This window comes from Arthrobacter sp. 35/47 (assembly GCF_000520475.1).
GTDB classification, from domain to species: domain Bacteria; phylum Actinomycetota; class Actinomycetes; order Actinomycetales; family Micrococcaceae; genus Arthrobacter_D; species Arthrobacter_D subterraneus.
On sequence record NZ_KI914584.1, the window covers coordinates 75,256 to 94,103 of the forward strand.

20 protein-coding genes and 1 pseudogene are annotated in these 18,848 nt (G+C 63.2%); 12 read left to right on the plus strand and 9 right to left on the minus strand.

From position 1 onward, the window contains the following. Positions 1-39 precede the first annotated feature (39 nt). Positions 40-789 (plus strand): DNA repair protein RecO, encoded by a 750-nt coding sequence (recO, locus tag X803_RS0103410; RefSeq protein ID WP_026544036.1) that lies wholly within the window; start codon positions 40-42, stop codon positions 787-789. Next, a complete protein-coding gene (locus tag X803_RS0103415; RefSeq protein ID WP_026544037.1) occupies positions 786-1,577 on the plus strand; it encodes an isoprenyl transferase in 792 nt (263 codons plus the stop codon). Before recO ends, X803_RS0103415 begins: the two co-directional genes overlap by 4 nt. A 2-nt stretch (positions 1,578-1,579) precedes the next feature. Here the strand turns inward: X803_RS0103415 and X803_RS17535 are convergent, their stop codons facing one another. After that, positions 1,580-2,635: an alpha/beta hydrolase gene (locus X803_RS17535; RefSeq protein WP_035777788.1), complete on the minus strand. Its 1,056-nt coding sequence runs from the start codon at positions 2,633-2,635 to the stop codon at positions 1,580-1,582. A 65-nt stretch (positions 2,636-2,700) separates the two neighbouring features. On the opposite strand from X803_RS17535, the gene X803_RS0103425 reads away from it, so the two are divergent. Then, a complete protein-coding gene (locus X803_RS0103425) occupies positions 2,701-3,768 on the plus strand; it encodes a quinone-dependent dihydroorotate dehydrogenase (RefSeq protein ID WP_026544038.1) in 1,068 nt (355 codons plus the stop codon). A gap of 26 nt (positions 3,769-3,794) precedes the next feature. Here X803_RS0103425 and X803_RS0103430 read toward each other — a convergent pair whose 3' ends face one another. Beyond that, on the minus strand, positions 3,795-4,382 hold the full coding sequence (locus tag X803_RS0103430) for a DUF3043 domain-containing protein (protein WP_026544039.1): 588 nt from the start codon (positions 4,380-4,382) through the stop codon (positions 3,795-3,797). A 60-nt stretch (positions 4,383-4,442) separates the two neighbouring features. On the opposite strand from X803_RS0103430, the gene X803_RS0103435 reads away from it, so the two are divergent. From X803_RS0103435 to X803_RS0103460, 6 genes are all read left to right on the plus strand, one after another. Further along, a complete protein-coding gene (locus X803_RS0103435) occupies positions 4,443-5,855 on the plus strand; it encodes a dipeptidase (RefSeq protein ID WP_026544040.1) in 1,413 nt (470 codons plus the stop codon). 154 nt (positions 5,856-6,009) lie between these two features. Continuing rightward, positions 6,010-6,393: a HesB/IscA family protein gene (locus X803_RS0103440; RefSeq protein WP_026544041.1), complete on the plus strand. Its 384-nt coding sequence runs from the start codon at positions 6,010-6,012 to the stop codon at positions 6,391-6,393. A gap of 220 nt (positions 6,394-6,613) precedes the next feature. Next, on the plus strand, positions 6,614-7,495 hold the full coding sequence (gene coxB / locus X803_RS17540) for an aa3-type cytochrome oxidase subunit II (protein WP_051470412.1): 882 nt from the start codon (positions 6,614-6,616) through the stop codon (positions 7,493-7,495). Positions 7,496-7,499: 4 nt separating this feature from the next. Beyond that, positions 7,500-9,221 carry an aa3-type cytochrome oxidase subunit I gene (gene ctaD / locus X803_RS0103450; protein WP_026544042.1) on the plus strand — a complete coding sequence of 574 codons (1,722 nt, stop codon included), beginning with the start codon at positions 7,500-7,502 and terminating at the stop codon, positions 9,219-9,221. Next, on the plus strand, positions 9,222-9,623 hold the full coding sequence (locus X803_RS0103455) for a cytochrome c oxidase subunit 4 (protein WP_026544043.1): 402 nt from the start codon (positions 9,222-9,224) through the stop codon (positions 9,621-9,623). 173 nt (positions 9,624-9,796) lie between these two features. After that, positions 9,797-10,579 carry a GntR family transcriptional regulator gene (locus tag X803_RS0103460; protein ID WP_026544044.1) on the plus strand — a complete coding sequence of 261 codons (783 nt, stop codon included), beginning with the start codon at positions 9,797-9,799 and terminating at the stop codon, positions 10,577-10,579. 109 nt (positions 10,580-10,688) lie between these two features. Here X803_RS0103460 and X803_RS0103465 read toward each other — a convergent pair whose 3' ends face one another. From X803_RS0103465 to X803_RS0103480, 4 genes are all read right to left on the minus strand, one after another. After that, a complete protein-coding gene (locus X803_RS0103465; RefSeq protein WP_026544045.1) occupies positions 10,689-12,374 on the minus strand; it encodes a cytochrome bc1 complex cytochrome b subunit in 1,686 nt (561 codons plus the stop codon). 1 nt (position 12,375) lies between these two features. Then, the gene (locus X803_RS0103470) at positions 12,376-13,401 is read right to left on the minus strand and encodes a cytochrome bc1 complex Rieske iron-sulfur subunit (RefSeq protein ID WP_026544046.1); all 1,026 of its coding nucleotides are present in this window, start codon (positions 13,399-13,401) and stop codon (positions 12,376-12,378) included. A 75-nt stretch (positions 13,402-13,476) separates the two neighbouring features. Next, positions 13,477-14,271: a cytochrome bc1 complex diheme cytochrome c subunit gene (locus X803_RS0103475; RefSeq protein WP_026544047.1), complete on the minus strand. Its 795-nt coding sequence runs from the start codon at positions 14,269-14,271 to the stop codon at positions 13,477-13,479. A 111-nt stretch (positions 14,272-14,382) separates the two neighbouring features. Beyond that, positions 14,383-15,021 (minus strand): aa3-type cytochrome oxidase subunit III, encoded by a 639-nt coding sequence (locus X803_RS0103480; RefSeq protein WP_035777790.1) that lies wholly within the window; start codon positions 15,019-15,021, stop codon positions 14,383-14,385. A gap of 147 nt (positions 15,022-15,168) precedes the next feature. On the opposite strand from X803_RS0103480, the gene trpD reads away from it, so the two are divergent. Further along, complete coding sequence (gene trpD, locus X803_RS0103485) at positions 15,169-16,227, plus strand: anthranilate phosphoribosyltransferase (RefSeq protein WP_026544049.1); 1,059 nt, start codon at positions 15,169-15,171, stop codon at positions 16,225-16,227. A gap of 8 nt (positions 16,228-16,235) precedes the next feature. On the opposite strand, the gene X803_RS0103490 is transcribed toward trpD, so the two are convergent. Continuing rightward, the gene (locus X803_RS0103490) at positions 16,236-16,517 is read right to left on the minus strand and encodes an Lrp/AsnC family transcriptional regulator (RefSeq protein ID WP_026544050.1); all 282 of its coding nucleotides are present in this window, start codon (positions 16,515-16,517) and stop codon (positions 16,236-16,238) included. Then, on the minus strand, positions 16,514-16,957 hold the full coding sequence (locus X803_RS17545; RefSeq protein WP_084033335.1) for a DUF3054 domain-containing protein: 444 nt from the start codon (positions 16,955-16,957) through the stop codon (positions 16,514-16,516). The genes X803_RS0103490 and X803_RS17545 overlap by 4 nt, the downstream gene beginning before the upstream one ends. 125 nt (positions 16,958-17,082) lie before the next feature. On the opposite strand from X803_RS17545, the gene X803_RS0103500 reads away from it, so the two are divergent. Further along, positions 17,083-17,355 carry a DUF2277 domain-containing protein gene (locus tag X803_RS0103500; protein WP_026544051.1) on the plus strand — a complete coding sequence of 91 codons (273 nt, stop codon included), beginning with the start codon at positions 17,083-17,085 and terminating at the stop codon, positions 17,353-17,355. Positions 17,356-17,484: 129 nt separating this feature from the next. Then, complete coding sequence (locus X803_RS0103505; RefSeq protein WP_026544052.1) at positions 17,485-17,904, plus strand: VOC family protein; 420 nt, start codon at positions 17,485-17,487, stop codon at positions 17,902-17,904. Between the two features lie 188 nt (positions 17,905-18,092). On the opposite strand, the pseudogene X803_RS20900 reads toward X803_RS0103505, so the two are convergent. Then, positions 18,093-18,848 (minus strand): annotated as a pseudogene (locus X803_RS20900) (plasmid pRiA4b ORF-3 family protein); the annotation flags it as partial.

Consider the following 18,848-nt stretch of genomic DNA (forward strand, 5'->3'; position numbering starts at 1 on the left):
CGAAGGCCGTGCCCGGCCCGGCGAGTGGGAAAATAAGACGTGCCCAATTCATTCGCGTCGCGGAGCTATCGCGCAGAAGGTGTCGTGCTGCGCACCTACAAGCTCGGTGAGGCCGACCGCATCATCGTGCTCCTGACGCGCGAACACGGTCAGGTGCGCGCCGTCGCGAAGGGCGTACGCCGGACCAGCAGCAAGTTCGGTGCCCGGCTTGAACCCTTTATGACAGTCGACCTGCAGCTTGTCGCCGGGCGCACTCTCGACGTCGTGACGCAGGCGCAGACGCGCGGCGCTTATGGGCACGGGATCGCCGCCGACTATTCGCGCTATACGGCCGCCGCGGCGATCGCCGAGACTGCAGAGAAGCTGACAGACGCGGACGGCGAATCCGCCGGCGCCCAGTACGGGCTCGTGATCGGCGCCTTGTCCGCGCTCAGCAGGGGCCTCCATCCAGCCGAGCTGATTCTCGACTCCTACCTCCTTCGTGCTCTTTCCACGGCCGGTTGGGCGCCGAGCTTCACCGACTGTGCGCGGTGCGGCGCGCCCGGGCCCCATACGGCGTTCTCGGCTGCACTGGGCGGTGCGGTGTGCGCCTCGTGCCGGCCCCCCGGTGCGGCCTCCCCATCGCCGGAGACCATGATCCTTCTGGGCGCACTCCTCTCAGGCGACTGGCCGGTGGCGGACGCAGCCGTGGATTCCGCCCGGCGGGAGAGTGCGGGACTGGTTGCCGCCTACGTACAGTGGCATCTGGAACGAGCAGTAAAGTCTCTCAAACATGTGGAGCGTGTGTGACAACATCCCCCAGCGTGCCGGTGCAGCCCTGGCCGCATCCCAGCGGTGCGGTCCCGCCGCCGCTACCTGCTGAACTGGTTCCGGCCCACGTTGCGATCGTCATGGACGGCAACGGACGGTGGGCCAATGAGCGCGGGTTGCCGCGCACGGAGGGGCACCGGGCCGGTGAGGCAGCACTCCTCGACGTCATCGCCGGTGCGATCGACATCGGGGTGAGCCATGTCAGCGTCTATGCGTTCTCCACCGAAAACTGGAAACGCTCCCCGGAAGAGGTGCGGTTCCTCATGGGATTCAGCCGGGACGTCCTGAGGCGGCAACGTGACCAGCTGAATGAATGGGGCGTGCGGATCCGGTGGGCAGGCCGCCGCCCGCGGCTCTGGCGCTCGGTCATCAATGAACTCGAGGTGGCTGAGGAGCGCACCCGGTCCAACTCGGTCTGCACGCTGACCATGTGCGTGAACTACGGGGGACGTGCTGAGATCGCCGATGCCGCGCGTGCCATCGCCGAGGACGTGGCAGCCGGCAGGCTCAGGGCCTCGTCCGTCTCCGAGAACACCGTCCAGCGCTATCTGGACGAGCCGGACCTCCCTGACGTCGACCTGTTCCTGCGTACCTCCGGGGAGCAGCGCACCTCCAACTTCATGCTGTGGCAGTCGGCGTACGCGGAAATGGTGTTCATGGACGTGCTGTGGCCTGACGTCGACCGCCGCACCCTGTGGAGGGCTGTCGAGGAATACGCCTCCCGCGACCGGCGCTACGGTGGAGCGGTTGACAGGGCCAGGACCTGACCTCAGCACTGCGCCGGCCTGCCGTAGCAGCCAATCCAGCGGTCGATCGCCGTGTAGACCTGTTGCCTCACCGGCCCGGCGGACAGCAGCGTGTCATGCAGCGCGCCGTCGAACCGGCACACGGTGACATGCGGACCGAGCTGGAGAGCGCGCTGCGTCATCACCGTCACGTCCAGCACGCTGTCCGAGGAGAGCATCGCCTCATTCCATACCGGGCTGATGGTTGAGCGTGCGGAGGCCAGCACCAGGATGGGGACCTCAATGGACAGTCCGCGCCGCACCTGCCCATGCCCGTTGAGCACCGCGGTCAGCCAACCCGCGCGGATGGGAAAACCGAACTGCGGACGCCAGAGTCCGTTCAGTTCCCATTCGCCGTCGGCCTGATTGCTGATGCTTCGCCAGTAGAAACCGAATTCCGGAAGCTTGAGCCGTGCCTTGGGGCGGAAACGGGTGATCGGTTCCAACAGGCCCTGGGTGGTTGTGCGGAGGATGGCGCTGCCCTGGATATCGAGCCAGGGGCTGTTCAGCATCAGGGCGGTCACCCGGCCTGGAAAGCGGTGCGCCCACAGGGAGGCGACAAGGGCACCGGTCGAATGCGCCATGAGCGAGATGCCCGACGGCGGTGCCCCAGTCCGCACTTCGATGTCGGCGGTGAGCGCCGCGAGCGCGGCGTTGATGTCGTCGTCGTACGCTGACAGGTCCGTCACGTAACCGGGGGTCTGCCAGTCCCGGAGGCTGCGGCCGAATTTCCGCAGGTCCAGCGCGTAGAAGGCGATACCGCGTTCGGTGAAGAAATGCGCGAGCTCGTGCTGGAAAAAGTAGTCGCTCCAGCCGTGCACATAGAGCACAGCCTGTATCGGATCCGGCAGCTCAGGGCGTAGACCGAGCCGGTGCATCATCCTGCGTGCCGTGGTGCGCAGATCACGCGGTTCGGTGACCGCAGGCGGGGTATAGGAGACCAGCGTCGCTACGCAGGGGCCTTCCTCGTCGGCGCCAAGGTCGAGCTCCGTGAGCGCGAAGCCGTCACCCAAATGATCCGGCTGCCAGTTGATGCCCATTGATCGAGGATATCGACGCCGGCATCAACTTGGTGAAGCGGCAGGCGCCGTGGCAACTTTGGTTCATGCGTATTTACCCTGCCTTCTTCCGCGTCGTGTTCAGCGGTATGGACCCTGAACGCGCGCACCGGATCGGTTTCCGGCTGATCCGCTGGACCGGCAGCACTCCTGCGGGCAGCGTGCTGCGCCGCCTCACGCGGGCTTCACCCGAACTGCGCACCACGGCTTTCGGCGTCACCTTCCCATCGCCGTTCGGGCTGGCAGCCGGTTTCGACAAGGAGGGCCACGGCATCGTGGCGCTGACGGACCTTGGATTCGGGCACATCGAAGTGGGCACCATCACAGGGCAGGCTCAGCCGGGCAACCCGAAGCCCCGTCTGTTCCGGCTGGTCAAGGACCGCGCTGTCATCAACCGCATGGGCTTCAACAATGACGGTGCGGCCGCTGTCGCCCCGCGGATCGCAGCAGCCCGGAAGGCCCTACAGCGCCGGTACCCGGACCTGCGCCCGGTCATCGGAGTCAATATCGGCAAGACCAAGACGGTGGATCTCCGCGACGCCATCGCCGATTACCGCGTTTCCGCCCAGGCTCTGGCGCCCGTCGCCGACTACCTCGTGGTGAATGTCAGTTCGCCGAACACTCCCGGCCTGCGGCTCTTGCAGAGTGTCCGCTCCCTCCGGCCCTTGCTGAAGGCTGTCCGCAAAGCCGCTGACGAAAGTGCCGGCAGACACGTTCCGCTGCTGGTGAAGATCGCGCCGGATCTGAGCAATGAGGACATTGAGGAGGTTGCAGCGCTTGCGCTGGAGCTGGAGTTGGAGGGCATCATCGCCACCAATACCACCATCACGCGTGAGGGTCTGGTTACTGACCCGGAGACGGTGATGGCCTGCGGTGTCGGCGGTCTGAGCGGTGCTCCTCTGAAGAACCGCTCGCTGGAGGTACTGACCAGGCTGCGGCAGGCCGCCGGGCCGGATCTCGCCCTCATTTCGGTGGGGGGAGTTGAAACCGCCGACGACGTCAGGCAGCGACTGGAGGCCGGGGCCACCCTCGTTCAGGGCTATACAGCGTTCCTGTACGAGGGACCGTTCTGGGCCTCGTCAATCAACCGTGGCCTCGCGAACGGGGCACGCTGAGGGGCTGAACGGGTCGAGCCGACGGATCAGGCAGGAAATTCCCCGCGGCCGACCTGGGGCTTGGGCAACCGGAGACGCCGGATCTGCATGGCGCGGGAAATGCCGTACCAGAGGTCACCCCGGCCGGGTTCACCGAATTTCTCCGTCAGCCGGACCTTGAGCTTGCGGCGGAGGAGCAGGCAGTCCATCACGACGGCGACGATGATCACCCAGAACGTGAGCATGATGTATCCCTGAAGCGTCAGGTTCGGGATGAAACTGAGGAACACGAAGACCAGGGCGGCGAACATCAGGAACTCGGCCACGTTCCACCGCGCATCAACGTAGTCACGGACGTAGCGGCGTGCGGGGCCCTTGTCGCGGAAAGGCAGGTGCCGTTCGTCACCGTTCTCAAGCGCCCGGCGCATGCGAAGCTGTTCCTCCCGGCGGGCCAGGCGGTTCGCCTCGCGCGCCGCCTTCCGGTCATTCGGAACCAGCGGGCGCTTGCGTGCTGCAACCTGGGCGCTGCGTTTGGGCGTCGGCGCGCCTTTCCCGGTCACCTTCGGGCGTGCGTCATCGGCGGCGGGCGCAGTGGGATTCTCGGCAAGTGCAGCGTCTTTTTTTCGTCCAAACACCTTTCTAGGATACCCGCCCCAGGCGGTCGCGCTTCCGCCCGGCTGTGTACGCTCAAATGCATGAACAAGCTATCTACTGATGCCCTGCCGGACACCATCGTTGCTGCCCTGCGTTCCTGCGTGGACTCCGAGTTCCCCCGGACCGTGGATGAGCTGAAATCGCTCGTTGCCATCCCGGGCATCGCCTGGGATGCGTTCGATCCGGCGGAACTCGACCGCAGCGCTGAAGCCGTGGCAGACCTCGTGCGGTCAACGGGCATTGAAGACGTCAGGATCCTCCGCGTCGAGAACGGCGGTGTGCAGGGCGGCCCGGCAGTGGTGGCGCGGCGACCGGCCGCTGCCGGTAAGCCGACCGTCCTGCTGTATGCACACCACGACGTTCAGCCGCCTGGTGCGGCAGAGCTGTGGGAAACCGAGCCGTTCGCAGCCCAGGAGCGCAATGGGAGGCTGTACGGCAGGGGAGCAGCGGATGACAAGGCTGGCATCCTGGCGCACGTCGCGGCAATCCGGGCCATCACCGAGGTACTCGGCGAAGACTTCGGCGTGGGCGTCACGCTGTTCATCGAGGGGGAGGAGGAGGCCGGGTCTCCCACCTTCCGCCGGTTCCTGGAGGAGCACCGTGAACTGCTCCGTTCGGATGTCATCGTTGTCGCCGACTCAAGCAACTGGAAGGTCGGGGTACCGGCGCTGACAACCAGCCTGCGCGGCCTGGTGGACGGCACCATCGAGGTCCGCGTCCTTGAACACGCAGTGCATTCAGGCATGTTCGGCGGTCCTGTTCTGGACGCGCCCACCCTGCTGGCCCGCCTCATCGCATCCCTGCACGACGACGACGGCAGCGTGGCCATCGAAGGGCTCGTCGCCTCCGATTCGGCGGGGGTTGAGTACCCGGAGGCAGATTATCGGGCCGATGCCTCAGTGCTGGACGGAGTCCGGCTCGCAGGCACGGGCTCCCTCGCGTCCCGTCTGTGGACCAAGCCCGCACTCTCGATCATCGGCATCGATGCTCCCGGCGTGGCGGTTTCATCAAACACTCTGCTGCCTTCTGCCCGGGCGAAATTCAGTCTCCGGCTTGCGCCCGGCCAGGATCCCCGGGAGGCGATGGCGGCTGTCGAACGGCACGTGAGCAAGCACGCGCCATTCGGCGCCACGGTCAACTTCACCCCCGGAGAATCCGGGAATCCTTTCGCGACCGACACAGACCGCCCTGCCGCCCAAATCGCCCTGTGGGCATTGGGGGCCGCCTGGGGAACGGACGCCGTCGAGACCGGAATTGGCGGATCCATCCCGTTCATTGCCGACCTCACCGAGATCTATCCGGAGGCGCAGATTCTGGTGACCGGTGTGGAGGATCCGGATTCGCGGGCGCACAGCGCCAACGAATCGCTGCACCTCGGCGAGTTCCGGCGGGCGGTGCTCGCAGAAGCGCTGATGCTTGCACGGCTCAATGTCGGGGCACCCCGGAATGTTTGAAGTGCATGGTTCGTTACACAGCTGGGCAGCCCATGAGCACCGGACGTACCATGGAATGGACAGCGCTGCGAGGCGCTAGCCATATGCCGCCCGGCGTCGTGTTCGCCGGCGCGAGAGCCGGCCCGGCAGGCACAAAGCTAAGGAGAACGCACACATGAGCACATCAACAAGCGAACCGACCACCGAGACGGCCGCAGACACCGAACTGCCGGTCCATGAAGTGAACCTGTCCGATGTCGCCGCCGGCAAGGTGCGAAGCCTGCTGGAGCAGGAGGGGCGTACCGACCTGCGGCTCCGGGTAGCTGTCCAGCCCGGTGGATGCTCGGGCCTGATTTATCAGCTGTACTTCGATGAGCGGGTGCTGGACGGGGACGCCGTCCGGGATTTCGACGGTGTTGAGGTGATCGTCGACCGGATGAGCGTGCCATACCTGGCCGGTGCGTCCATCGATTTCGAGGACACCATCTCGAAGCAGGGTTTCACGATCGACAACCCGAACGCTGGCGGTTCCTGCGCGTGCGGCGATTCCTTCCACTGACAGCCCGTCAAAGGGCAGGTGTCAAAGCCCCCGTCATGTATCCGAAACGGTACGTGACGGGGGCTTTCCTGTCACAGGATGGCTACCGTTGCGGGTAAGCTCTACAGTGAGTAGTAAAACTGAAAGTGCATCGCGTTTGAGTTCCGGCTTGAGCAGCGGCGTGCACCGGAGATGCTGCCACCGTCGGTGGCACCGCACGTAAGAAAAGGAAGGGCCGTCTGTGAGTTCGCAGGACCGAACCGACAGCCGACGCGCAAGGATTTTCAAGGTCTCAAGCCTCGTGGTCGTGGCTGCGCTGTTCTTGTCTGGTTGTTCATCAGAAGTCCAAAAAGGTTGGTTGCCCGCTGAGCGCGACAACACCGACCACACCGGCCGGATCATTGACCTGTGGGTCAACTCCTGGATCGCTGCCCTGGTGGTGGGTGTCATCACCTGGGGGCTGATCATCTGGTGCATCGTGGCCTACCGCCGCCGTCGTAATGAAACGGGCTATCCGCGCCAGATCAGCTACAACCTTCCGCTGGAAGTGTTCTACCTGACCATCCCTCTGTTCATGGTCCTGGTGTTCTTCTACTTCACCGACCGCGACCAGCAGGCCATCGACACCCGCGTCGAGGAACCGGACGTGATCATCGACGTCCGCGGAAAGCAGTGGTCCTGGGACTTCAACTACGTCCTTGAGGACAAGTACGACGCCGGTGTCCAGGCCCAGCTTGACGGCGAGCCTGGCGTACCCGAGACGCTGCCGACGCTCTACCTACCCGTCGATCAGACCGTCGAATTCCGGCTCAACGCCCGGGACGTCATCCACTCGTTCTGGATCCCGGCCTTCCTGCAGAAGCGGGACATGATCCCCGAGCGCGAAAACTACATCACTCTCACTCCCACCCGTGAAGGCCTCTTCGAGGGCAAGTGCGCCGAACTGTGCGGCGAATACCACTCGGAAATGCTGTTCAACGTGGCGGTTGTTTCCGAAGAGGAATACGAAGCGCATCTGGAAACCCTCGAGGATGGCCAGCTGGGCGAAGAGTATGACCGTAATCCGCAGACTGTGACCGGCGAAAGCCCCAGCGGAGCTGACGAGCAAATTGGGCAGGATTAATTAGATGTCTACTTACGAATACACCGCCGAGGACGCCGGCACTACCGTTGCACCCCGGGTGGTCCCGCGGTCCAAGGGCCGGATCGTCGTCAACTGGATAACCTCCACTGACCACAAGACCATCGGGTACATGTACCTGATCGCGTCGTTTGTCTTCTTCTGCCTGGGCGGCGTGATGGCGCTGGTCATCCGCGCCGAACTCTTCGAGCCGGGGATGCAGATCCTGCAGACCAAGGAGCAGTACAACCAGCTGTTCACCATGCACGGCACGGTGATGCTGCTGATGTTTGCAACGCCGTTGTTCGCGGGCTTCACCAACGTCATCATGCCGCTCCAGATCGGTGCACCGGACGTTGCCTTCCCGCGCCTGAATGCCCTGGCGTTCTGGTTCTTCCTGTTCGGCAGCACTATCGCGGTGTCCGGCTTCATCACCCCGCAGGGCGCCGCATCGTTCGGCTGGTTCGCTTATGCGCCGCTGTCCAATACAACATTCTCACCCGGAGTGGGTGGGGACCTGTGGGTCTTTGGCCTGGCGTTATCGGGCTTCGGCACCATCTTGGGCGCCGTGAACTTCATCACCACGATCATCTGTATGCGTGCTCCGGGCATGACGATGTGGCGCATGCCGATCTTCACCTGGAACGCCCTGGTCACGTCCATTCTCGTGCTGATGGCCTTCCCGCCGCTGGCGGCCGCGCTGTTTGCTCTGGGAGCCGATCGCCGGTTCGGGGCGCACATCTTCGACCCGGACAATGGGGGCGCCATCCTGTGGCAGCACCTCTTCTGGTTCTTCGGGCATCCCGAGGTGTACATCATCGCCCTGCCGTTCTTCGGCATCGTGTCCGAGATCTTCCCGGTTTTCAGCCGTAAACCGATCTTCGGCTACAAGGGTCTCGTGTACGCTACGATCGCGATCGCTGCTCTGTCGGTGACGGTATGGGCCCACCACATGTACGTGACCGGCGCGGTGCTCCTGCCGTTCTTCGCCTTCATGACCATGCTGATCGCGGTGCCGACGGGCGTGAAGTTCTTCAACTGGATCGGCACAATGTGGCGCGGCTCGATTACGTTCGAGACCCCCATGCTCTGGAGCCTCGGCTTCCTCGTGACCTTCCTCTTCGGCGGGTTGACCGGAATTATCCTGGCCTCACCGCCGCTGGACTTCCATGTGTCCGATACGTACTTCGTGGTGGCCCACTTCCACTACGTGGTCTTCGGCACCGTGGTATTTGCGATGTTCGCCGGGTTCTACTTCTGGTGGCCGAAGTGGACCGGCAAGATGCTGAACGAGCGCCTGGGAAAGATCCACTTCTGGCTCCTGTTCCTCGGCTTCCACGGGACCTTCCTGATCCAGCACTGGCTTGGAGTCATCGGTATGCCGCGCCGGTACGCCGACTACCTGCCCGAGGACATGTTCACCGCAATGAACCAGTTCTCGACCATCGCTTCCTTTGTGCTCGGTGCCTCACTGATTCCGTTCTTCTGGAACGTTTACGTGACGTGGCGCAGCGGCACCAAGGTTGAAGTTGACGATCCCTGGGGATTCGGGGCCTCGCTCGAATGGGCAACGTCCTGCCCGCCGCCGCGGCACAACTTCACCTCGCTGCCCCGCATCCGTTCGGAGCGGCCCGCGCTTGACCTGCACCACCCGGAGCTCGCGCAATGGCATACACCCCATTCACCGGCAGGCCAGCTGCTGGGATCCGCTGATCGGAAGGACGCGTAAGTGAAGGTAGAAACTCGGCTCTTCTTCTGGGGAGTACCCTTCTTTGTCCCGGTATCCCTGATCTACGGATTCCTGACCAACTGGTCCGAGTGGGTCGGCATTCTCGGTATCCTCCTTGTAGGTGGCCTCGCCGGAATGATCGGGTTCTACCTGGGATTCACCGGACGTCGCGTAGGGCTGCGTCCTGAGGACCGCAGGGATGCGGAAATCCATGAGGGCTCCGGCGAGCAGGGACACTTCAGCCCGTGGAGCTGGTGGCCGCTGGTACTCGGGCTCTCTGCGGCCGGCGGGTTCCTCGGCCTCGCCGCCGGTTGGTGGATTCTTTACGTCTCCGCCGGACTCGCCGCAATCGCTCTTGTCGGTTGGGTTTATGAATACAGCAGGGGAGACCACGCGCACTAATCGGCGCGTTCTTTCTAACCGGTAAAGGGTCCGCACCTGGCGTGCGGGCCCTTCTGCGTTTCCCTGGCGGGTACGGGCCGTTCCTCCTCGCATCTCCGTCATGGCGGCCGCGTAGAATGGACTGACCAGACCGGTCCAGTCTCCTGCGCACCGTGGCAGATCGAGGAGCCAGCATGCGGAACAAACTCAGCGAGCTTCGCACCACTCTGGACGGGAGCGGAGCCAAGCACGTGCAGCTCAGGGAGGCCCTGCGGCAGTACATCACGGAGCATACGGAGCCCGGAACCGCGATCCCGTCCGAACGCAAGCTCACGGAACACTTCGGGGTTGCCCGCATGACGGTACGCCACGCAATAGATGCTCTGGTAGCCGAGGAAGTTCTGGAACGGATCGTCGGGTTGGGAACCTTCGTGGCCCACACAAAGCTCGATCTGCAGATGAAGCTCACCTCCTACAGCGAGGAGATGCACCGGCGCGGCATGGTGCCCGATGCGAGGGTGCTCAGCTTCGAACAAATGGCAGCGACGCCCCTTATCGCCAGGGAACTCCAGATCGAGCAGGGGGCGCCGGTCGTCAGGTTCCGCAGGCAACTCCTGGCTGACCGCGAACCGATGAGCGTTGATGAAAACTTCATCCCGGCACATCGTGTGCCCGGAATTCTTGAGGATGAGCCGCCCACGTCCCTCTATAACGTACTCAGTGAGAAGTATGGACTGGTGATGGAATGGGGCGAGGATACCGTGGAGGCAACGGCCGCCTCGCCGTCCATTGCACGGCTACTGAACGTGGAAATGGGTGCGCCGCTGCTGAAGATCCAGCGGCACGCCTATGTTGCCCGCGCGATGGTTGATTACTCGGTTTCGTATTATCGGGCGGACAGGTACAAATTGTGGGTTCCGCTGCAGCGGCCCGGCGTGCGTACGCCCAGGACCTACACGGCCAAACGGTTCAGTTGAATCGCCGAGCGCGACGTACCGCAGTACACCGCAGGGATGAGGTGTCCTACGGCAAAAAGGATCGGCCACACCGTCTGGTGTGGCCGATCCTTTTACAACTGATCCGAAACTAGTGGCTTGAGATGGCAGCCTTGTCGTGCTCGCTTGCCACCTCGCCGTGATGCCCATGCGAGTGGGCCTGCTCAAGCTCCGCCGGGGTAACCGGTGCAACCCGGTCCTCGAAGAAGAAACGTGAGGCCCAGGCACGCCGCTTTTCAGCCTTGGGTACATGACCGTTGACATCCGGCTGTGCCGACAGAACTTCGGGGGAGTCGAAGCTGACCAGCTTGTAGCGCTTGTACTCATCCACCGGCTCATGCACTTCGATGAACTCGCCGTGCGGAAGACGTACAATCCGTCCCGTCTCACGTCCATGAAGGACGATTTCGCGGTCCTTGCGCTGGAGGGCAAGCGCAATGCGTCGGGCTGCGATGAATCCTATGACCGGGCCGATGAACAGGAGTGCCCGCAGCCAGTACGTCACATCGTTCAGGGAGACCATGAAGTGCGTGGCGATGAGGTCGGAGCTGGCGGCTGCCCACATCACGCAGTAGAACACAACACCGGCTACACCGATGCCGGTGCGGGTCGGAGCGTTGCGCGGCCGATCGAGAAGGTGCTTCTCGCGGCGGTCCTTGGTTACCCAGGCTTCGATCCAGGGCCAGGCGAACAGAAGCATGAAGACGATGCCGGCGGGCACGAGCGCCGGAAGCAGCACGTTCAGGGAGAGCGTATTGGTACCCCAGGGGAACGGAATGTTCCATTCGAACGGGAAGTTGCCCAGCACTCCGGGCATCAGCCGGAGCGCACCGTCGACCCATCCGATGTACCAGTCCGGCTGGGTGCCGGCGGACACGGGGGAGGGGTCATAGGGACCGTAGTTCCAGATCGGGTTGATCGTGAAGGCCGCCGAGATGGCTGCGATGATGCCGAAGACGATGAAGAAGAATCCACCCGCCTTGGCCGCATATACCGGTCCAACCGGGAAGCCAACCACGTTGTCATTGGTGCGGCCCGGGCCGGGGAACTGCGTGTGCTTGTGGACCACCACCAGGAAGAGGTGAATCCCGATCAGCAGCAGGATCAGCGCCGGAATCAGCAGGATATGCAGAACATACAGCCGCGGGATGATCACGGTCCCGGGGAACTCTCCGCCGAAGAGGAAAAAGCTGATGTAGGTGCCAACCACCGGAATCGACTTCACCACACCGTCGATGATGCGCAGGCCGTTGCCGGACAGCAGATCATCCGGGAGGGAATAGCCGGTGAAGCCGGCAGCCATAGCCAGGATCAGCAGGACGCCGCCGATCACCCAGTTCAGTTCACGCGGGCGGCGGAACGCACCGGTGAAGAACACACGAAGCATGTGCACTGAGACGGCCGCTACAAAGAGGAGCGCCGACCAGTGGTGGACCTGCCGCATGAACAAGCCGCCCCTGATATCAAATGAGATATCAAGCGACGAGGCGTAGGCCATTGACATCTCAATGCCGCGCAACGGTACGTAGCTGCCGTCGTAGTGGGTCTCCGCCATTGAGGGGTCAAAGAAGAAAGTGAGGAACGTGCCCGAGAGCAACAGAATGACGAAGGAGTAGAGCGCAACCTCGCCGAACATGAACGTCCAGTGGTCCGGGAAGATCTTGCGTCCGAACTCTTTCACGATGGCGGATCCGCCGACACGGGTGTCAACGAAATTGGTGATCCTGCCGACGCTGGTCTTGGGCTGGTACTGCTGTCCAGCTGCCGAGCTGCTCATGTCAGCCACGCTCCCAGTAACTTGGTCCTACGGGTTCTTGGAAGTCGCTCGTCGCCACCAGGTAGCCTTCTTCATCCACCGAGATGGGAAGCTGGGGAAGCGGACGTGCGGCCGGGCCGAAAATCACCTTGCACTCCTGCGTGAGGTCGAAGGTGGACTGATGGCACGGACAAAGCAGGTGATGAGTCTGCTGCTCGTAAAGGGCTACCGGGCAGCCCACATGGGTGCAGATTTTGGAGTAGGCAACAATGCCTTCGTAACCCCAGTCTTCGCGTCCGGGCGAAGGGTTGAGGGACTCGGGGTTGAGGCGCATCAGGAGCACCACAGCCTTGGCCTTCTCCTCGAGCTTGTGCTCGGACTCGTTGAGCCCCTCAGGAATCACGTGGAACGCCGAGCCGATGGTTACGTCCGAGGCCTTGATCGGAGTACCGCTGGGATCGCGGGTCAGTCGGACGCCGTCATCCCACATGGTCTGGCGAAGTACATCTCCGGGAAGCGGGCCGAGGTCGCGGAAGATCGCAATGGCCGGAAAGATTGCAAGGATTCCCGCACCGAGCAGGGTGTTCCGGATCAGCGGGCGCCGCTTGATCCCGGACTCCTCCAGGATGTCGCCGACGATCTTCTCTGCGTCGGCGCGGTCTGCCTCGGGACGGATTTCGTGACGGTCTTCAGCGATCTCGTGGTCAGGCATGAGGGTCTTGGCCCAGTGCACAATTCCAACGCCGATACCGAGCATTGCGAAGGCCGTTCCCAGTCCCAGCAGGAGGTTCTGCAGGCGAAGTGTGCCGATCGTCTGGTCCAGCGGGATGAAGAAATACCCGAAGAAGAAGAGCAGCGTTCCGAAGATGGAGAGCAGGAACAGCACCCCCACCTGACGCTCCGCGCGCTTCTCTGCACGGGGATCTGTGTCAGCCAAACGCGGCCGGTGCGGCGGGAGCCCAGGATCCTGGAACTTCTGCACGCCACCCTGACCAGGCTTAGCTACGGTAACCGCGTTGTCCGGGCTGCCGTGACTATGGTCGGCCATGATCCCTCTCATCCTTCTTTAGAAACTTCACTCATCAATCCTGTGTAATTTGATTCTTGCGGGTAGGCCCGGCCGCTACGAGGAGCGGGACGTGAGCCAGACAGTGAAAGCGATAATCACTCCGAGTCCGGCTACCCAGATGAACAAGCCTTCGGATACGGGTCCCAGTGAGCCGAGATCGGCTCCGCCGGGGGAGCCCTGCTCCTCGATCACCTTGAGGAAGGCAATGATGTCCTGCTTGTCTTCCGGAGTGATGTTCGCGTCGCTGAATACAGGCATGTTCTGCGGCCCGGTGACCATGGCCTCGTAGATGTGCTTCTCGCTCACGCCGTCAAGGCCGGGAGCGAACTTGCCGCGGGTCAGTGCGCCGCCCGCAGCAGCAGCGTTGTGGCACATGGCGCAGTTCACGCGGAACAGTTCACCACCGGCTGCCGGATCCACTCCCTCGCCTGAAGTGTCGAGGAGTTCTTCATCCGGGATGGCAGGGCCAGCGCCCAGCGAGGCAACGTAGGCGGCCATCTGCTGGATCTGCTCGTCAGTGAACTGAACCGGCTTCTGCAGCGCCTGGGGCCCCTGCATCTGGAGGGGCATGCGTCCCGTACCCACCTGGAAATCCACGGATGCAGCCCCGACGCCGACCAGCGACGGACCGTCCTCGGTGCCCGCGGCTCCCATGCCATGGCAGGTTGCGCAGTTGGCGACAAAAAGCTTCTCGCCCTCTTCGATGTCGGTGGCGGAAACGGTGGTCTGGGCCTTGGCCTCGTTCGCGTCGCTTGCAACGGCGTAGATGCCACCTGTAAGCAACAATCCCATGAGCAGCAGCGCTATTGCTGCCAGGGGGTGACGCCGCCTCTGCGAAAGTGCCTTCACGTCCTGTTTCCTGCCTTCTTTATTGCCTGTGTACGTTCCACGGTTGGTGTCAGCCACCCTGACGACCGCCACGCTAATTCTACCCCGGGTAGAAAAGGGTTCAAGAGCAATCTACTTCAAGAAGTAGATGATGATGAACAGCCCGATCCACACCACGTCAACGAAGTGCCAGTAGTACGAGGTGACGATGGCCGACGTCGCTTCGAAGTGACCGAACCGCTTGGCTGCGTACGCGCGTCCGATGATGAACAGGAAGGCGATCAAGCCTCCGATAACGTGCAGGCCGTGGAATCCGGTGGTGATGTAGAAGGACGAGCCGTAGGCGTTGGCTGACAGCGTGATGCCTTCAGCGACCAGTTCCGCGTACTCGTATGCCTGAACAGCGACGAACACCGAGCCCATCAGGAAGGTCAGGAGATACCACTCGACCATGCCCCACTTGGCGATATTGAAGACTCCGCCGACCCTGCGCGGCTGGAGGCGTTCCGCTGCGAACACACCCATCTGGCAGGTGAAGGAGCTGGACACGAGAATGATCGTGTTGATCAGGGCGAAGGGCACATTCAGCTTCTCGGTCTCGGCAGCCCAGAGTTCGCCGGAGGTGGAACGCAATGTGAAATACATGGCGAATAGTCCGGCGAAGAACATAAGTTCACTGGAAAGCCATACAACCGTGCCAACCGAGACCATATTCGGCCGGTTCAGAGTTGGATGCGCAGTGGAGCTGGGGGCATGGGTCGCTGTCGTCACCCTGACATTATGTCTCTAAAAGTTCCCAGTTCACCAATGCGAAACGGGGTCGGCGCGCCATTCCAGCTGCGCAGGGGCATCCGTTGCCTGCAACGGCGCGGAGTAACAACGTGCTGACTTTCTACATTTCGTCGATAACCTAGGTGGGTGAGCGCGTTTTCCGATCCAGAAGCCCCGCCAATCAGTTGGCCGCAGCTGATCTCGAACCTCATCGAGGGCAGGGATCTTACGGCTGCCCAAACACGATGGGCGATGGACTCGATCATGGAGGGCGTCGCGTCCCACGCCCAGATCGCAGGGTTCCTTGTGGGGCTGCGCGCCAAGGGCGAGTCGGTCGAGGAGCTCACCGGATTGGTCGAGGCCATGCTTGCCAGGGCGCACCGGATCGACGTCGCGGGCCCGGCCCTGGATATCGTCGGCACCGGGGGAGACGGGCTCAACACGCTGAATATCTCCACCATGTCCTCGCTGGTGGCAGTCGGAGCCGGTGCCCGCGTGATCAAGCATGGTAACCGCGGTGCGTCCTCATCGTCCGGGGCCGCGGACGTCATTGAGGCGCTGGGCGTGCGACTGGATCTGTCCGTTGCCGACGTCGCCCGATCGGCGGAGGAGGCGAACATCACCTTCTGCTTTGCGCAGGTGTTCCATCCGTCCATGAGGCACGTCGCTGTGCCGCGCCGGGAGCTCGGTGTCTCGACCGCCTTCAATTTCCTGGGCCCGCTCAGCAATCCGGCCGGCGTCGAAGCGCAGGCGCTTGGTTGCGCCAGCGAACGGATGGCGCCGCTCATGGCGGGCGTTCTCGCCGTCAGGGGGGTTCGGGCGCTGGTGTTTCGCGGCAGCGACGGCCGCGACAAACTGACCACCAGCGGTTCTTCCACGGTGTGGGAAGTCCGGGGTGGGGCCATCAGCGAGCATACGGTCCATCCCGAGGATTTCGGATTGCCGGTGGCCACGGTTGAGGCCCTGAGGGGCTCGGATGCCCAGAGCAACGCGCGGGTGGTCCGCTCACTGCTGGCAGGGGAGAAGGGGGCGGTCCGCGACGCCGTTGTCCTCAACGCGGCCGCGGGCCTCACGGCGCTGGATACAGATCACGCCGCGCCGCTCGTGGAGCGCATCCGGGCCAACATGCGCCGCGCCGAGGAATCCATCGATTCCGGCGCCGCGCAGGCAGCCCTCGATCGATGGATCGCGGTCACCGGCAAGTAACGCCGGGGTCAGCCTTCGAATCCGAGGGAAAAGGCGGCGTCGAGGTCGTGTTTCGAGTACGACCGAAAGGCGATGTGGGTCGTCGTCGACTCCACACCGTCAACCTTCGAGAGCCGGTCTGCAATAACGTCCGCGAGGTCCTCGTGCCGATTCACGCGCGCGATGGCAATGAGGTCCCACTCGCCGGTCACCGAGTACACCTCGCTGATGCCTTCGAGTTCTGAAATTTCCTGTGCGCATTCCGGGATCCGGGAGGCATCGGTCTGGATGAGTACAAACGCAGTGATCATGTCGGTGCTCCTTGGTTCTTGCTGGGGGAGTGGATGGCGGGTGAGTGGACGCGGCGACGGCGCACCAGCGCTGCAAGAACGCGGGGGGTGATGAGAAACAGGCCCAGGACGGAAACCGCGACGATCTGGAACGACAGCGCCGCGCCCTGCCCGGCAAGAACACGGAGGATCAGCCCGCCTGCTGACGTGCCGATCCACAGCGGAACGGCACAGCGCATCAGTGCGGTGGGATGTCGCCAGGGACGCAGGGCTGCAGTGGCTGCACCATAGGCGGCGAGGAAGGGGAGCGCGGTACCCGCGATTCCGGCGGGGGAAAGCGTGCCGTAGTGCGACTGGTGACCCAGCATCGCAAAGAGCAAAATCAGTACGACGTCGGCGGCCAGCCACGCCGGATACCCTAGCCGGGCTCCGTCCCGCCTGCCAGCATTTACGCGCCTCATGCCCTCAGCCTAATGGTTCTCGACTGGAGAATCGGCCTATCCGCTGCGCCTGGCCTGCGCCTGACCGGCCTAGAAAGCCCCGGTGAATCTGTTCCAAGCTCTCCGCGTGGATCTACCCTTGAAGCATGTGCAGGAATATCAGGACACTTTCCAATTTCCAGCCGGCAGCTACCAGCGATGAGGTGCACGCCGCGGCCCTTCAGTATGTGCGGAAGGTCAGTGGCGCCACCAAGCCGTCCCGGGCCAACCAGGAGGCGTTTGACAGGGCGGTGGAGGAGATCGGTTCGATCACCGAGCGGCTCCTGTCCGAACTGGTCACGTCGGCTCCTCCCAAGGACCGGGAAGAAGAAGCGGCCAAGGCGAGGGAGCGTTCTGCGCGCCGGTTTGCCACAGCCTGATTCCGTTCGCCGCCGGCTGCTGGTCGCCGCGCCCTGTTCGTGGTGCACTATGGTGACGGACCGCGCCGGAAGTGTGCCCCGGGTTGAAGACACCGGGCGCCGGTGCAGACGTCGAACGAGGAGACCGCTATGAGCACACGCCTTAACCCTTACCTTGGCTTCCGTGACACAGCGAAGGAAGCCATGACGTACTACCAGTCCGTCTTCGGCGGTGAACTGGCGCTCAGTACCTTCCGGGACTTTTCTGCCAGTGAAGACGAGAGTGAGCTGGACAAGATCATGCACGGAATGCTGACGACGGACAGCGGCATGGTTCTCATGGCAACCGACACGCCGAACAGCATGGACTACCGCCCCGGGAACACGTTTTCGATTTCGCTCAGCGGCGAGGATGAAGCCGAGCTGCGGGGTTACTGGGAACGTCTGTCAGGAGACGGCACGGTGACCGTTCCGCTTGAGGTTGCGCCCTGGGGCGACCGGTTCGGCATGTGCACCGACAAGTTCGGAGTCGCCTGGCTGATCAACATTGCCGGCGAACCCCAGCAATAGCGGCGCTTCTCCTGCACCGGCCTGCTTCACCGTGCAGGGGGAGAAGCGGCCCTCACACTCGCGCCTCTTCCTGAGCACGATATCCATTGCTGGTGAGCCGGTGTATTCGTGACCTGCCAGTGCTATTGCTTTGAGCGGTCAGCCGATTCTTGGCGATCGGCTCGGTGCTTTGGTGGCGTTGCGGGCGGTTATGACTGGAGGGCTGCGCGGGCGAAGGCTTGCGCTTGCGGGGTGACAATGTTTGCTTCCAACCCACGGCGGTCGTCGACGATGCCGAGGTTGAGGAGGACTTCTCTGGTGTTGCTGAGGAGTCCTCGGATTGTTCTCGGGTCCAGTTCGGCTCCCGGGCCGGTGCTCCAGCCCAGCGTGCTGAGTCCGAAGGCGACCGCTTCAAGGTAGTCGTCCCATGCGGTACGTTTCCCGGCAGCGATTTCGAGGAGGAGTAGCAGCGTGGCGTCGCGCTCGGAATCATGACGGTGCCGGTGGACTACCGCTCGGGCGAGGAATAACCGGAGTCCTCCGGGATCGTCGAGCAGCCGTTTAGCAGCGGATGTGATGACGAGTTTGCCTTTGATTTTGCGGATGAGGCCGAGCCTCTGGGCGCTTTCACGCAGTTGGAGGACGGGCAGAGTCTGGTCTTCGCGGTTGGCTTTGCCGATCCAGTCTTTTTCCCAGCCAAGTGCGGTCATTGCGTCACGGACCACGGTCGGCGGCAGCCAGCCTGCAGCGGTGAGGGAGAGCCCGTCGGACCCGATGCGTCGGATCAGCCAGAGGTACGGTGCTGTCATTGCTTCGGCCACGTCAGCTTCCACTCGCACGGGGTGATCTAGGTCCGCGGCGGCGAGGTAGGAGCGGAATTCCCGGCGGATTGCATGAGGCAGCCGTTCGGTGAGTTCTTCAGTCAGTGTCGGGTTGCTGCCGATCGGTTGGTTGGTTTCGGGTGC